We start from the raw sequence: 14,240 nt of genomic DNA on the forward strand, positions 1-14,240 counted from the left end.
GATGCCCTCACCCCGGCCCTCTCCCACGGGGAGAGGGAGAAAACATCTATTCGTAATAATTATAAATCCCCGCCGGCATCACCAGCGATGATGCCACTTCGTAGGCCTTCTCGCGCCCGACCAGCAGGTCAATAATCTTTAAGCCAAAATCAATCGCAGTGCCAGGCCCCTGGCTGGTCAACAGGTTTACGCGCGGGTCCCAGACGACGCGTTTGTCCACCCAATGCTCTTCCGGAATCGTATCCTTCAGCCCCGGGAAGCCGGTCATATTGCCGACGGGGAAGATATCGTGCGGAACCAGAACCGTTCCCGCGGCGGCACAGATAGCCGCGACGATACGGCCTGACAGATGGAACTGACGCACGGTCTCGACCAGCAGCGGGCTGTCGCGAAAACATTCCGCGCCTTTTAGGCCGCCGGGCAGCACGATGATGTCGTAATCTCCGTCTGCCACCTGAACAAGCGGCGCGTCTGCCAGGATTTTCACCCCGCGTGAACAGGTGATTGCAAGATTGCCGTCGCTGGCGACGCTGGCGGTGGTGACCTTAATGCCGCCGCGCACCATCAAATCAATGGTGGTGACCGCTTCCATCTCTTCGCTACCAGGGGCGAGGCAGATCAGTGCTGACGCGCTCATATTCACTCTCCTTACGTTTAACCAGGTCATACAGACGGGCGTTTTCCGGCACGGCGATGCCGTGCGCGCGGGCGCGTTTTAGCAGATATCCCGTGATGTAATCGATCTCCGTGTGGCGTAATGCCCGAACATCCTGCAGCATTGAGGAGATGTTTTCTGCTGTACTCTCAATAACCTGCTCGACATAGCAGCGCAAATCGTCTGCCGAGGTATGCAGCCCTTCCCGCTCAACGACCGCCGCGACTTCCGCACACAAAATGGCAACGTCCTGCGGATGATTTTTCAGCTCCCCGTTCGGGCAGTTCCACAGCGCCGTCAGCGGATTGATCACGCAGTTTACCGCAAGCTTACGCCACAGCTGAGGGCGGATGTTGTTGTGCCAGGCGACGTCCGGCAAGACCTTTTGCAGAACATCGGCAAGATAGCTGTAGTCGCCATCCTCTGGTCTGGCAGGACCCATGTGCGTCACGCCGCTGGCGACATGCACAATGATGTTGCCGTCGCGACGGGCAGCGTGCGTGGTGGTCGCCATCAGCAGGGGCTGCGGGACGCTTTTCAGCTCATCGAGGGTACCCATGCCGTTATGCAGCAGCAGTATGGGCGAAGTGGGGGGGAGCTGCGCGGCCAGTGTCTTTACCGCGTCTGAGACCTGCCAGGCCTTGAGCGTCACCAGTAAAAGGTCGCTTTGCGCCAGGAAATCAGGATCGTTGGCGGTGAGAGATTCGTTAAAGATGCTTCCGTCTTCACCAATCAGGTTTACACTGCAGTAGGGTTGGGGCACTCGCAGCCAGCCCTGAACCTCATGTCCGTGCTTGCACAGCGCGGTCAGCCACAGCTGACCAAGCGCTCCGCATCCGAGCACCGTAATTTTCATTGTTCCTCCTCACCTGCAACTGCGCCAGGTGTTACAGCTTAATTATACAGCTAAGCTTCTGTTGAGTTATGCCTCGTAGCGGGTATTATGCAACGCAACAAAAGTGAAGGGAGAAGAAAAGATGCCATCTTTCGATATTGTTTCCGAAGTTGATATCCAGGAAGTTCGCAACGGCGTAGAGAACGCAACCCGCGAAGTTGAGTCACGTTTCGATTTTCGTGGCGTTGAGGCGTCGTTTGAGCTGAACGACGCAAATAAGACCATTAAGGTGCTGAGCGAGTCTGATTTCCAGGTGAATCAGCTGCTCGACATTCTGCGCGCCAAGCTGTTAAAGCGCGGTATCGAAGGGACGTCTCTCGATGTGCCGGAAGAGTTCGTGCACAGCGGTAAGAACTGGTTTGTAGAAGCCAAGCTGAAGCAGGGTATTGAGAGTGCGGTGCAGAAGAAAATCGTTAAGCTCATAAAAGACAGCAAGCTGAAGGTGCAGGCGCAGATCCAGGGTGAAGAAATTCGCGTGACCGGTAAGTCCCGCGACGATCTCCAGTCCGTAATGGCGCTGGTGCGCGGCGGCGATTTGGGACAACCGTTCCAGTTTAAAAACTTCCGCGATTAATATAAAAAGCCCGGTTAAACCGGGCTTTTTATCACGCCTTGAGCGCCTGCTCGACTTCGAAGCGGTTAGTCATTTTACTGTCTATCTTGACGTAAGCGCTGCGCTCTTCCGGGACAATGAGCACGTCCGTCACGCCCTCTTTTCCTTCCAGACGCTGCTTAAGCGCATCGCTGATTTCCACATCATCCGGGATTTCTATCCGCAGGCTGCTCACGTAGCGCGGCTCTTTCATGGTGCTGGCGACCAGCAGCCAGACTGTCGCTAACAGCGCACCGGCGAGAAACACGGTTTGTGAATCAAACAGGCCGTCCACCCAGCCGCCGAGCGAGCCGCCGATCGCCACGCCGAGAAACTGGCTGGTGGAGTAAATACCCATTGCCGTACCTTTGTAACCGGCGGGCGACTCTTTGCTGATAAGCGACGGCAGCAGCGCTTCCATCAGGTTAAAGGCCAGGAAGAACAGCTGCACGCCGGCAATCAGCTCCCAGAAGTGCGGACCGGCACCCCAGAGCACGATTTCGGCAATCAGCAGGACCGCCACGCAGCCCACGAAGACGCGCTTCATTTTGCGCTTCACTTCGGCGTAGATGATGAACGGCACGACGGAGACAAACGAAATCAGCATCGTGACCAGATAGATTTTCCAGTGCTCAGCCGCCGGGAAACCCGCTGCCGCAAGCTGGCCGGGCAGGGCGACAAAGGTCGACATCAGCAGGATGTGCAGACACATAATGCCAAAGTTCAGCTTCAGAAGGCGCGGCTCGACAATCACTTTGCTGAAGCAGCCTTTTACCATCCCGGATTCACGGTTGAGGACGTGGTTTTTGCTGTCCGGCACGACCCACAGGGTTAACGCAATACCAATGGTTGCCAGCACGGCAATCATCCAGAACAGGGCGTGCAGACCCAACGTGTGCGTAATGATGGGGCCAAGCACCATCGCAATCGCAAACGTTACGCCAAAGCTCACGCCGATGAACGCCATTGCTTTGGTGCGGTTTTGCTCGCGGGTTAAGTCGGACAGCAGCGCCATCACCGCGGCGGCAATCGCGCCGGAGCCCTGCAGGGCGCGGCCGAGTATAATCCCCCAGATGGAGTGGGAGAGGGCGGCAATTACGCTTCCGAGCACAAAGACCAGCAGCCCGCCGACGATCAGCGGCTTTCTGCCCACCCGGTCAGAGAGCAGGCCAAAAGGGATCTGGAAAACCGCCTGCGCCAGGCCGTAGATGCCGATCGCGAGTCCAATCAGCGCCTCGCTGGCCCCCTGCAGCGCCATACCGTACGTGGTCAGAACAGGCAGGACCATAAACATGCCAAGCATCCGTAGCGAGAAGACAGTCCCTAAGCCCCAGGTCGCGCGTAGCTCGCCTGGCGTCATTTTATAATCGTTCATTACCACCTCAGTTCAAAAGCAGGCCATAGTGTAGTGCGGGGAAGGGGCGGGGTAAATAAAGGGTTATTTAACAAATATTACATGCGTTATTAGTAGATTCAGCGAATAAAAAAGGGTGCCGAAGCACCCCCTTTATTGACCTGTTTTGGCTTACCAGACGTAAGTCAGCAGGTTATGTGAATCCGGCACCATGAAGTCTACGGACATCATCACGGACAGCGAGGTGATGGCCACAATCGAGAACACAAACAGTTTGCGCGCCCAGACTTTGTCATCTTCCACTTTGTAACCGCGCAGCGCCATACCGAGCCACCAGACGCTCACCGCAGCCGCTACCGCCAGATATTTATATCCAGCGTAACCACCCAGAGAGAGCATCAGCGTTGCCACGGCAAAGGCGATGATGTACAGCGTGATGTGGTTCTTGGCAACCGAAATGCCCTTCACGACCGGCAGAACCGGGATGTTCGCTGCCTGATAATCCTTAAAGCGGAAAATCGCGATGGCATAGGAGTGCGGCATCTGCCACAGGCTAAAGATAGCCAGCAGGATCAGCGCACCGCTGTCGAACTCGTTCGTGACCGCACAGTAGCCAATCACCGGCGGCGCAGCGCCGGAGAGAGAACCAATCAGCGTGCCGTAGACGGAGTGGCGTTTCATATACAGGCTGTAGACGCCCACATACACCACGAACCCCATCACCCCCAGCCAGCAGGCCAGTGGGTTAGCACCAAACCACAGCAGCATAAAGCCAGCAATACCCAGCAAGGTGGCGTACACCAGCGAGACGGAAGGGGCGATCAGGCCTTTCACCAGCACCCGATTTTTGGTCCTTTCCATCTTCTTGTCGATATCCATGTCGATGTAGTTGTTAAATACACAACCGGACGCAACAACCAGTGACACACCAACCAGCGTGTAGATAAAGAGGGTGTAATCAATGCTGCCCTTAGAGGCCAGCAGGAACCCTCCGATCACGGAGATCAGGTTGCCAAAGATGATGCCTGGTTTCGTTACTTGCAGGTATTGCTTAAACATACTCGCCGCTCTTAGTGAACCATCATGTTGTAGTTGAGGTTCCACATAATCCAGATGGAACCGACTACCAGGATAGCGATGATAATCACGGTAAAGATAAAGGCGGTCATATTCCAGCCTTCATCGGACTTGGTGTTCATGTGCAGGAAGCAAACCAGATGCACCAGAATCTGAATCACAGCGGTTACCAGGATTGCACCCAGGATAACCGGCTTAGACGCAGAACCGCTCATCACCATCCAGAACGGGATCACCGTCAGGATGATCGACAGGATGAAACCTGTCATGTAGGTTTTTACGCTGCCGTGGGAAGCGCCATGATCGTTAGAATGACTCATTACATCGCCCCCATCAGATAGACAACAGAGAACACACAGATCCACACCACGTCCAGGAAGTGCCAGAACAGGCTCAGGCACAGGATACGGGTACGGTTAGTACTGGTCAGGCCGCGACGGGAGATCTGGAACATCAGGACTGCCATCCAGATCAGGCCGGAGGTCACGTGCAGACCGTGAGTGCCGACCAGCGCGAAGAACGCGGACAGGAAGCCACTGCGATCCGGGCCGAAGCCTTCCATGATCAGGTGATGGAATTCATAGATTTCCATCCCGATAAATCCAGCACCAAACAACCAGGTCAACGCCAGCCAGGAAACAACCTGGCTCTTGTTGTTTTTGTACATGGCGATAGCCGCCATGCCGTAGGTGATGGAGCTGAATAACAGCAGTGCGGTTTCAACCAGAACGAACGGCAGTTCAAAGATGTCCTTGCCGGTCGGGCCGCCCGCTGTGCCGTTCACCAGAACGGCATAGGTTGCGAACAGACAGCAGAACAGAATGCAGTCGCTCATCAGGTAGATCCAGAAACCGAAGACTTTGGTCGGTCCTGTATCGTGGTGCGCATGCTCATGCGCGTGGGCAGTTGAGTGCGCCAGAGTATCAGTTGCCATTTTTCAGCCCCGCTTTAGAAATCTCGTCGAAATGCTGATTTTCCAGCTTCTCAACTTCACGGACTGGTACGTAGTAGTCCACGTCCTCGTCAAAGCTCTTCACAATCCAGCTGATTACGATGCCGGCGAAGCCAACAATCGCCATCCACCAGATGTGCCAGATCATTGCGAAACCAAATACCGTTGCGAAGGCGGCAATCACGATGCCCGCACCGCTGTTTTTCGGCATGTGGATCTCTTCGTAATGAGCAGGTTGCTTGTACGCTTCACCTTTCTCTTTCATTTCCCAGAATGCGTCACGTTCATGAACCTGCGGCACAATGGCGAAGTTATAGAAAGGAGGTGGAGAAGAGGTCGCCCACTCCAGCGTACGGCCACCCCATGGGTCACCGGTCAGGTCACGGTTCTGATCGCGGTCGCGAATAGACACGTAGAACTGAATCAGCTGAGACGCGATACCACAGGCAATCAGCACGGCACCGCCCGCTGCAACCATCAGCATTGGGTGGAACTGCGGATCGATCTGCTGGCTCAGGCGACGGGTCATACCCATGAAGCCCAGCACGTACAGCGGCATAAATGCTACGAAGAAGCCGATGATCCAGAACCAGAACGCGCGTTTACCCCATTTTTCGTTCAGCGTGAAGCCGAACGCTTTTGGCCACCAGTAGGTTACGCCAGCGAAGCAGCCGAAGACCACGCCACCGATGATAACGTTATGGAAGTGCGCAATGAGGAACAGGCTGTTGTGCAGAACGAAGTCAGCGCCCGGTACCGCCAGCAGTACGCCGGTCATCCCACCTACGGAGAAGGTTACGATGAAGCCGATGGTCCACAGCATCGCTGAGTGGAACACGATACGGCCCTGGTACATGGTGAACAGCCAGTTGAAGATCTTCACCCCGGTAGGGATGGCGATAATCATGGTGGTGATACCGAAGAAGGCGTTTACGTTCGCGCCCGCACCCATGGTGAAGAAGTGGTGCAGCCAAACGATGAACGACAGAACGGTAATACACACGGTTGCCCACACCAGAGAGGTGTAACCAAACAGACGTTTACGCGAGAAGGTTGCCGCGATTTCGGAGAACACACCGAACACAGGCAGAACCAGAATGTACACTTCCGGGTGACCCCAGGCCCAAATCAGGTTGATGTACATCATCATGTTGCCACCCATATCATTCGTGAAGAAATGGGTGCCCAGATAGCGATCCAGGGTCAGCAGCGCGATGGTGACGGTCAGAATTGGGAAGGAGGCAATAATCAGGATGTTGGCGCACAGAGATGCCCAGGTAAATACCGGCATCTTGAACATGGTCATGCCAGGGGCACGCATCTTGATAATGGTCACGAAGAAGTTGATACCGGTCAGGGTTGTACCAACACCGGAGAGCTGAAGCGCCCAAATCCAGTAGTCGACGCCAACGCCAGGACTGTACTCAATTCCTGACAGCGGTGGGTAAGCCAGCCAACCGGTCTGCGCGAATTCGCCCACACCCAGTGACAGGTTAACCAGGATAACGCCGACAACCGTGAACCAGAAGCTCAGGTTGTTCAGGAACGGGAACGCCACGTCGCGCGCGCCGATTTGCAGCGGAACGACAACGTTCATCAGACCGATAACCAGCGGCATCGCCACGAAGAAGATCATGATAACGCCGTGGGCGGTAAAGATCTGATCGTAGTGGTGCGGCGGCAGGAAGCCGGCTTCACCCGCAGAAGCGAGTGCCTGCTGGCTACGCATCATGATCGCATCCGCAAAGCCACGAATTAACATGACGATACCGACGATGCAGTACATGATACCGAGTTTTTTGTGGTCAACCGAAGTCAGCCACTCGTTCCACAGGTAGCTCCACTTACCGAAGTAAGTGATCAGGGCCAGTAAGGCCGCGCCACCAATGATAATTGCAGCCACCGTAACCACGATAATCGGTTCATGGTAGGGCACTGCATCCAGTGTCAATTTTCCGAACATTTTCTTCCTCGGCCCCTTAGTGAGCGGTTTCCGCGTGGCTCATGTCCATGCCTTCCATACCTTCGTGCGCGCTGTGCTCGCCTTCTGGCTGGGTCATGTCCATGCTCTTGCCGTGATCCATAAATTTGCCAATAACATCTTTGAACAAATCAGGTTTCACATTAGAGAAGTACTCCACCTTGTTGTATTCGCTTGGTGCAGCCACTTTTTCGAACGCCGCCATGTCAGACATGGTGTTTGGAGACTGCTTCGCTTTTTCAACCCACTGGTCGAAAGCGGCACGGTCTGGCGTCGCAATAGCTTTGAACTTCATACCTGAGAAGCCCGGGCCGCTATAGCTGGCGGAGATACCATCATAGGTGCCTGCTTCATTCGCGATCAGATGCAGGTTGGTCTGCATACCGGCCATCGCGTAAATCTGGCTACCCAGACGTGGGATGAAGAAGGAGTTCATTACGGAGTTGGAGGTCACTTTGAACTGAACCGGAGTGTTCGCCGGGAAGGCGATTTCATTCACGGTAGCAATACCCTGCTCTGGATAGATGAAGAACCATTTCCAGTCCATGGAGACCACTTCAATGGTAATAGGTTTCTCATCGTGAACCAGCGGTTTGCTTGGCTCAAGTGCGTGAGTGGTTTTCCAGGTCAGCACGGCAAGGAACAGGATGATCAGAATAGGTACCGTCCAGACCACAGCTTCCACTTTATTGGAGTGTGACCAGTTAGGGCTATACTTCGCATCTTTATTGCTCGCACGATACTTCCAGGCGAAACCAACAGCCATCAAAATGGCAGGAATAACCACAATCAACATCAGGCCAAAAGCCGTCAATATCAGTGAACGTTGTTCCAGTCCAATCTGTCCTTTGGGGTCTAGTAGTGCAGAATCACAGCCACTGAGTAATACAGTGCCCGCGAATAATGACAACCATCCCAAACTTTTATTGTATTTCCCGAGTCTCATTTAACGACCTCAATTCCACGGAGTCTGGTGGCGTTTAAAGTGTGCGGGCATTTTACGGGAAGGTTACATTACTGTAAACATCATTAGGCCTGTGTCAGGAAGGTGTTACCGGGTTCTGCCGCACGTGTCACAAGTGTTGCAAATTATGTCGGTTTTTATGACCGAAGCCGCACGGCATGGACTTTATAACGAAAGGACCCCCAAGCATACCCTAAAAGGGGCAATTGGTATAACCATTGTTGAAAATAAACAAAAAATTAACAATTAATTATCAATAAAAAGACATATAAAAAACGAAAAATCAAACTCTCGTATGCTGAATCGTTTAATGAAAAATAGCGTTTTGGAATAGGAGCCAATAATTTCCAAATCCTATCCCGCACAAAACAACAAATATTTTTTTTGCGCCTGGCGGCTATTTCGTCGTTATAATTTCGGTTAGTGATTACAACGGGAAATAACCTTTCGCATTTTTCTTCAGGTCATCTGCGTTTTACGCAACGCCATGAAATCAAGCAGACCTCCGATCAGGATCCCGGCGATAGCCAGCAGGGCGCCTGCGTCCAGCAGAAGGGCTTCGAAAGGGAGTTCCAGAGAGATGCTGGCATTGATAATAAGCACCACGAGCCAGAGCGCCAGAGCAATGCAGCCCGCCATTAACAGGCGTAACGCAAAACGGTAGGCGCGGTGATATTCGGTGCGCGGCATAAAGTGTTCTGTTCGCTGGGTATATTCCAGCGTCTGACGGCAGACCAGCAACAATAAAATTCCCGGCACGGCAGCTACGACCGAGAAGAGATAAAATGTTGGCCAGCCATGGGCTTCCACGAACCAGCCGGCAATCGGGCCAACGTACACCCGGCCAACGGCTGAGAGCGCCGAGAGCAGAGCGAACTGGGTGGCTGAAAACGACTTATTGCACAGGGTCATCAGCAGGGCGACAAACGCCGCAGTGCCCATGCCGCCGCAGAGGTTTTCGAAGAATACCGCTGTGGCCATGCTGATCGTATGTTTGTCGGTAATCGACAGCAGCCAGTAGCCTGCGTTAGAGGCACCCTGAAGGATGCCGAAAATTAGCAGCGCGCGAAACAGGGTCAGACGCTGCATCAGCACGCCGCCATAAAGCGCGCCGACGATGGTCGCAAACAACCCAAGCGTTTTATTCACCACGCCTACTTCTCCGGCGTCAAAACCGACGCCGCGGATCAGGAAGGTGGTGGTCAGGCTCATGGCGAAAGCATCGCCCAGCTTATAAAGGACGATAAGCAACAGGATCAGCCAGGCATTGTTGCGGCCAAAAAAATCACGCAGCGGTTCGGCGACGGCCTGCTCCAGCGAGCGGGGTACCGGAATAACGTCACTCGGTTCGGGCGCGAACAGCGTCGCGATAATGCAGGGGACAAGCAGGGCGGCCATCAGCCAGTACATACCCTGCCAGCCGAGGTACCTGTCGGCGAGCCACAGCGCCAGCCCGCCGGAAACCAGCATCCCGAGGCGATAGCCCAGCACGCTGATTGCTGCACCAGCACCGCGCTCTTCCGCAGGTAACACGTCCGTCTTCCAGGCGTCGAACACGATATCCTGAGAGGCGGAACAGAAAGCAATCACTACCGCAAGTGCGGCCATCCAGCGAAGCTGGGTGGTGGGTTCAAGAAGGCCCATACCCGCAATAGCCAGCAGCAGCAGAATCTGCGTCATCACTAACCAGCCGCGCCGACGCCCGAGGAAAGGCGGCGTGTAGCGATCCATGACCGGAGACCACAGGAACTTAAAGACATAGGCCTGGCCGACAAGCGAGAAGAACCCAATGGTTTTAAGATCGATGTTTTCAACCGTCATCCACGCCTGAAGCGTGCCGGAAGTGAGCGCGAGGGGTAAACCCGAGGCAAAGCCGAGGATCAGCAGAATCGCTGATTTCGGTTGCTGGAAAATGCGTAAGTAATGGCTGGACATGTTCTTATAAAACTGACCCGGTGATACACCGGGTCAGCGAGCGGGATTAACGCGCGTTCTGCTTGATGAAGTCGTGAATGCTGGTGTCCTGCGCCATATCGGCGATGGTATCGGTCAGCACGCTGTTAACGGCGTTAGCAATGTTCTGGTTGGAGGCCTGGAACGCACCTTCAACAGAATAGCTGGCGCGGTAGTTTTTGGTCATCTTGTTGCCATTCTTCGCGGTGGCAATGATGGCGATATCCGCTTTGGTCGCGATGTTGTAGCGCACGTTGCCCTGAGACACGTCAGCGTACAGGTTGTTCACGATGATCTGCAGATCGACCGCGCCGCTTGGGCCAATCATATACCCGCGAGCGGTCATCTGTTTCTCCAGCACTTCCTGCAGCAGGAAGCGCAGGTCACGGGACGCGGTGAGGGTAACCTGCTGGTTATCGCGGGTCACTTTAGCCAGCGCCTGATCCTGACGCTGATCGGCGCCGTTAATGCTCACGGTGACGCCCATCAGGCTTGGGTCCTGCTGAGGCAGGGTGATTTTTGGTGAGACATCAATAGTGGTAGGCGGGGTAGCGCAGCCTGCCAGCATAAAAAGGGCTACCAACGGAAAGAAGAGTTTTTTTAACATTTTCGGGTTCTCAACGAATCGTAAGCATATAAAGAGAAAAATTGTCGTCATCATAACATCGCCAACGGCGAGGGGAAGTGGTCAACGCATGTAAATTCATCGCCTTGTCCGAAAACTGACCAGTTCACCGTTTTTCCCAAACCGTGTATGACAAAACGTATGAGTCTCACAGTGAACTTCATTCGTTTGAATGAGAAAATCAGACGAAAGCTAAATATTTGTTGTCAAGGTGTAATGGAAACGGTAAAAGCGGCTAACATTTAAAGGGATGGGTGACATCCTGGCGTTGTCGGAGGAGTAATTTCATGATGATACGTGAGCATATAGAAGATAAATTAAGGGCAGCGTTCAACCCTGTGTTCCTCGAAGTCGTCGACGAAAGCTATCGTCATAACGTGCCGGCAGGTTCTGAAAGCCACTTTAAAGTGGTTCTGGTTAGCGATCGCTTCACGGGAGAACGTTTCCTGAATCGACACCGCTTGATCTACAGCACCTTGACGGAAGAACTCTCCACGACCGTGCATGCGCTGGCACTGCATACCTACACCATTAAGGAATGGGAAGGTCTGCAGGATACGGTTTTCGCATCGCCACCTTGTCGCGGTGCAGGCACTATCGCCTGATAAATCGGATTTGCAACGGCTGGAGCTTTTCCAGTATGTTGCTTAGAGATTTCCTCAAAACGGCCTCCGGGCCGTTTTGTTTTGTCTGAGTTTTGAGCGGATGGTGCGATTTTAAGGCTAAAAATAGCCTTAAAGTGTGAAAAAAGCCGCAGCAACATGCCCCAACCGTTCTCGACTCACCTAAGTGATGCCGCTATAATGCCGCGTCTTATTGAATGTCTTCGGGATGATTCTGGCGACAGGGAATGTGAATCTGCACTAAGAGAGCATCCCGGTATAACAGACAGATTCAGAGTTGACCGAGCACTGTGATTTTTTTGAGGTAACAAGATGCAAGTTTCAGTTGAAACCACTCAAGGCCTTGGCCGCCGTGTAACGATTACTATCGCTGCTGACAGCATCGAAACTGCTGTGAAAAGCGAGCTGGTCAACGTAGCAAAAAAAGTACGTATTGACGGCTTCCGCAAGGGCAAAGTACCAATGAATGTTGTTGCTCAGCGTTATGGCGCTTCCGTGCGTCAGGATGTGCTGGGTGAACTGATGAGCCGCAACTTTATCGATGCGATCATCAAAGAAAAAATCAATCCGGCCGGTGCGCCGAACTACGTTCCAGGCGAATACAAACTGGGCGAAGACTTCACCTACTCTGTAGAGTTCGAAGTGTACCCGGAAGTTGAGCTGAAAGGTCTGGAATCTATCGAAGTTGAAAAACCAGTTGTTTCCGTGACTGACGAAGACGTTGACGGCATGCTGGATACCCTGCGCAAGCAGCAGGCGAACTGGAAAGAGAAAGAAGGCGCTGTTGACGCTGAAGACCGTGTCACCATCGACTTCACCGGTTCTGTAGACGGCGAAGAGTTCGAAGGCGGTAAAGCGTCTGACTTCGTACTGGCAATGGGCCAGGGTCGTATGATCCCAGGCTTCGAAGACGGTATCAAAGGCCACAAAGCTGGCGAAGAGTTCACCATCGACGTGACCTTCCCGGAAGAATACCACGCTGAAAACCTGAAAGGGAAAGCAGCGAAGTTCGCTATCAACCTGAAGAAAGTTGAAGAGCGCGAACTGCCAGAACTGACTGAAGAATTCATCAAGCGTTTCGGCGTGGAAGATGGTTCTGTAGCGGGTCTGCGTACCGAAGTGCGTAAGAACATGGAACGCGAACTGAACGGCGCGGTGCGTAACCGTGTGAAATCTCAGGCGATCGAAGGTCTGGTTAAAGCCAACGAAATCGACGTTCCAGCTGCCCTGATCGACAGCGAAATCGACGTTCTGCGCCGTCAGGCTGCACAGCGTTTCGGTGGCAACCAGCAGCAAGCGATGGAACTGCCACGCGAGCTGTTCGAAGAGCAAGCGAAACGCCGCGTTGTTGTTGGCCTGCTGCTGGGCGAAGTGATTCGTACCCACGAGCTGAAAGCTGACGAAGAACGTGTGAAAGGCCTGATCGAAGAGATGGCTTCTGCATACGAAGATCCATCAGAAGTGATCGAGTTCTACGGTAAGAACAAAGAACTGATGGACAACATGCGCAACGTTGCCCTGGAAGAGCAGGCTGTTGAAGCGGTACTGGCGAAAGCGAAAGTGACCGAAAAAGCGACCTCTTTCAACGAACTGATGAACCAGCAGGCGTAATTTCGCCCCAACGGTTTAAAGTTTGAACAGAAAACCCGTTGCCTTGCGGCAACGGTTTTTTTTTATCGCAGCTATAGCCCAGGAAGAGTGCTAAAACGCCCTTTCGGTGTTAGCGTAACAACAAAAGGTTGTTATGCTTGAAATAGGGCACTGTAAACCCCATAAGTACGTAATCACGATGAATGAGACTGGCTGATAATCCGTCCGTAAGGTTACAATCAGTACAGCAGGTGTTTTCAATTTTGATCCAGGAGACGGAAATGTCATACAGTGGCGAACGAGATAACTTTGCACCCCATATGGCTCTGGTGCCAATGGTTATTGAACAGACCTCACGTGGTGAGCGTTCTTTTGATATCTATTCCCGTCTGCTCAAGGAACGCGTTATCTTTCTGACTGGCCAGGTGGAAGACCATATGGCTAACCTGATCGTGGCGCAGATGCTGTTTCTGGAAGCGGAAAACCCGGAAAAAGACATTTACCTGTACATTAACTCCCCGGGTGGCGTGATTACAGCAGGGATGTCCATTTATGACACCATGCAATTCATCAAACCTGATGTAAGCACTATCTGTATGGGTCAGGCTGCATCTATGGGCGCGTTCCTGTTAACAGCAGGAGCGAAGGGTAAGCGTTTCTGCTTGCCAAATTCCCGCGTGATGATTCACCAGCCGCTGGGCGGTTATCAGGGGCAGGCGACGGATATCGAAATCCACGCCCGCGAAATTCTGAAAGTAAAAGCGCGCATGAATGAACTTATGGCGCAGCATACGGGTCAACCACTCGAGCAGATCGAGCGCGATACCGAGCGCGATCGCTTCCTCTCTGCTCCAGAGGCAGTTGAGTACGGCTTAGTCGACTCCGTGTTGACCCATCGTAATTGATGCCCGCGACGCGAGTGTGCCGCTATACTAAGGTAGGGCGGCACGCTGCTCATTGCAGCTTGCGTCTTAGAATG

Annotated in this window: 14 protein-coding genes; 4 read left to right on the plus strand and 10 right to left on the minus strand. The window is 53.4% G+C overall.

Annotated elements, in window-relative coordinates; translation table 11 throughout:
* Positions 1-46: 46 nt before the first annotated feature.
* Both yajL and panE read right to left on the minus strand, forming a co-directional pair.
* On the minus strand, positions 47-637 hold the full coding sequence (gene yajL, locus KGP22_RS04860; RefSeq protein WP_214576059.1) for a protein deglycase YajL: 591 nt from the start codon (positions 635-637) through the stop codon (positions 47-49).
* On the minus strand, positions 600-1,511 hold the full coding sequence (gene panE, locus KGP22_RS04865; RefSeq protein WP_223581439.1) for a 2-dehydropantoate 2-reductase: 912 nt from the start codon (positions 1,509-1,511) through the stop codon (positions 600-602). Before panE ends, yajL begins: the two co-directional genes overlap by 38 nt.
* 121 nt (positions 1,512-1,632) lie before the next feature.
* Here panE and KGP22_RS04870 point away from each other — a divergent pair, with 121 nt between their 5' ends.
* A complete protein-coding gene (locus tag KGP22_RS04870) occupies positions 1,633-2,124 on the plus strand; it encodes a YajQ family cyclic di-GMP-binding protein (protein ID WP_023334701.1) in 492 nt (163 codons plus the stop codon).
* A gap of 31 nt (positions 2,125-2,155) precedes the next feature.
* On the opposite strand, the gene KGP22_RS04875 is transcribed toward KGP22_RS04870, so the two are convergent.
* The 8 genes from KGP22_RS04875 to KGP22_RS04910 all read right to left on the minus strand — a co-directional run bounded on the left by KGP22_RS04875 (position 2,156) and on the right by KGP22_RS04910 (position 11,030).
* A complete protein-coding gene (locus KGP22_RS04875) occupies positions 2,156-3,517 on the minus strand; it encodes an MFS transporter (RefSeq protein ID WP_223581440.1) in 1,362 nt (453 codons plus the stop codon).
* A 150-nt stretch (positions 3,518-3,667) separates the two neighbouring features.
* The gene (gene cyoE, locus KGP22_RS04880; protein ID WP_013095848.1) at positions 3,668-4,555 is read right to left on the minus strand and encodes a heme o synthase; all 888 of its coding nucleotides are present in this window, start codon (positions 4,553-4,555) and stop codon (positions 3,668-3,670) included.
* Positions 4,556-4,566: 11 nt separating this feature from the next.
* Positions 4,567-4,893, minus strand: a complete 327-nt coding sequence (locus tag KGP22_RS04885) for a cytochrome o ubiquinol oxidase subunit IV (RefSeq protein ID WP_006176899.1) — start codon at positions 4,891-4,893, stop codon at positions 4,567-4,569.
* Positions 4,893-5,507 (minus strand): cytochrome o ubiquinol oxidase subunit III, encoded by a 615-nt coding sequence (locus KGP22_RS04890; RefSeq protein ID WP_008503324.1) that lies wholly within the window; start codon positions 5,505-5,507, stop codon positions 4,893-4,895. The genes KGP22_RS04885 and KGP22_RS04890 overlap by 1 nt, the downstream gene beginning before the upstream one ends.
* The gene (gene cyoB / locus KGP22_RS04895; protein ID WP_014168864.1) at positions 5,497-7,488 is read right to left on the minus strand and encodes a cytochrome o ubiquinol oxidase subunit I; all 1,992 of its coding nucleotides are present in this window, start codon (positions 7,486-7,488) and stop codon (positions 5,497-5,499) included. Before cyoB ends, KGP22_RS04890 begins: the two co-directional genes overlap by 11 nt.
* Before the next feature lie 16 nt (positions 7,489-7,504).
* On the minus strand, positions 7,505-8,452 hold the full coding sequence (cyoA, locus tag KGP22_RS04900; RefSeq protein ID WP_014882770.1) for a cytochrome o ubiquinol oxidase subunit II: 948 nt from the start codon (positions 8,450-8,452) through the stop codon (positions 7,505-7,507).
* A gap of 477 nt (positions 8,453-8,929) precedes the next feature.
* Positions 8,930-10,405: a muropeptide MFS transporter AmpG gene (gene ampG, locus KGP22_RS04905; protein WP_223581441.1), complete on the minus strand. Its 1,476-nt coding sequence runs from the start codon at positions 10,403-10,405 to the stop codon at positions 8,930-8,932.
* A 46-nt stretch (positions 10,406-10,451) separates the two neighbouring features.
* Positions 10,452-11,030, minus strand: a complete 579-nt coding sequence (locus tag KGP22_RS04910) for a lipoprotein (RefSeq protein ID WP_023310568.1) — start codon at positions 11,028-11,030, stop codon at positions 10,452-10,454.
* A gap of 305 nt (positions 11,031-11,335) precedes the next feature.
* Here KGP22_RS04910 and bolA point away from each other — a divergent pair, with 305 nt between their 5' ends.
* From bolA to clpP, 3 genes are all read left to right on the plus strand, one after another.
* Positions 11,336-11,653 (plus strand): transcriptional regulator BolA, encoded by a 318-nt coding sequence (bolA, locus tag KGP22_RS04915; protein WP_021241655.1) that lies wholly within the window; start codon positions 11,336-11,338, stop codon positions 11,651-11,653.
* 330 nt (positions 11,654-11,983) lie between these two features.
* Positions 11,984-13,282: a trigger factor gene (gene tig, locus KGP22_RS04920; protein ID WP_023310569.1), complete on the plus strand. Its 1,299-nt coding sequence runs from the start codon at positions 11,984-11,986 to the stop codon at positions 13,280-13,282.
* 260 nt (positions 13,283-13,542) lie between these two features.
* Positions 13,543-14,166, plus strand: coding sequence for an ATP-dependent Clp endopeptidase proteolytic subunit ClpP (clpP, locus tag KGP22_RS04925; protein ID WP_010428105.1), 624 nt, complete (start codon positions 13,543-13,545; stop codon positions 14,164-14,166).
* Positions 14,167-14,240: the final 74 nt, after the last annotated feature.

Source organism: Enterobacter sp. JBIWA005 (genome assembly GCF_019968805.1).
GTDB lineage: Bacteria > Pseudomonadota > Gammaproteobacteria > Enterobacterales > Enterobacteriaceae > Enterobacter > Enterobacter vonholyi.

Coding starts and splice junctions, on each gene's coding strand:
- cyoE (WP_013095848.1), bottom strand. CDS start 4,555: ATGTTTAAGCAATACCTGCAAGTAACGAAACCAGGCATCATCTTTGGC.
- cyoA (WP_014882770.1), bottom strand. CDS start 8,452: ATGAGACTCGGGAAATACAATAAAAGTTTGGGATGGTTGTCATTATTC.
- KGP22_RS04885 (WP_006176899.1), bottom strand. CDS start 4,893: ATGAGTCATTCTAACGATCATGGCGCTTCCCACGGCAGCGTAAAAACC.
- KGP22_RS04875 (WP_223581440.1), bottom strand. CDS start 3,517: ATGAACGATTATAAAATGACGCCAGGCGAGCTACGCGCGACCTGGGGC.
- tig (WP_023310569.1), top strand. CDS start 11,984: ATGCAAGTTTCAGTTGAAACCACTCAAGGCCTTGGCCGCCGTGTAACG.
- KGP22_RS04870 (WP_023334701.1), top strand. CDS start 1,633: ATGCCATCTTTCGATATTGTTTCCGAAGTTGATATCCAGGAAGTTCGC.
- cyoB (WP_014168864.1), bottom strand. CDS start 7,488: ATGTTCGGAAAATTGACACTGGATGCAGTGCCCTACCATGAACCGATT.
- yajL (WP_214576059.1), bottom strand. CDS start 637: ATGAGCGCGTCAGCACTGATCTGCCTCGCCCCTGGTAGCGAAGAGATG.
- panE (WP_223581439.1), bottom strand. CDS start 1,511: ATGAAAATTACGGTGCTCGGATGCGGAGCGCTTGGTCAGCTGTGGCTG.
- bolA (WP_021241655.1), top strand. CDS start 11,336: ATGATGATACGTGAGCATATAGAAGATAAATTAAGGGCAGCGTTCAAC.
- KGP22_RS04910 (WP_023310568.1), bottom strand. CDS start 11,030: ATGTTAAAAAAACTCTTCTTTCCGTTGGTAGCCCTTTTTATGCTGGCA.
- clpP (WP_010428105.1), top strand. CDS start 13,543: ATGTCATACAGTGGCGAACGAGATAACTTTGCACCCCATATGGCTCTG.
- KGP22_RS04890 (WP_008503324.1), bottom strand. CDS start 5,507: ATGGCAACTGATACTCTGGCGCACTCAACTGCCCACGCGCATGAGCAT.
- ampG (WP_223581441.1), bottom strand. CDS start 10,405: ATGTCCAGCCATTACTTACGCATTTTCCAGCAACCGAAATCAGCGATT.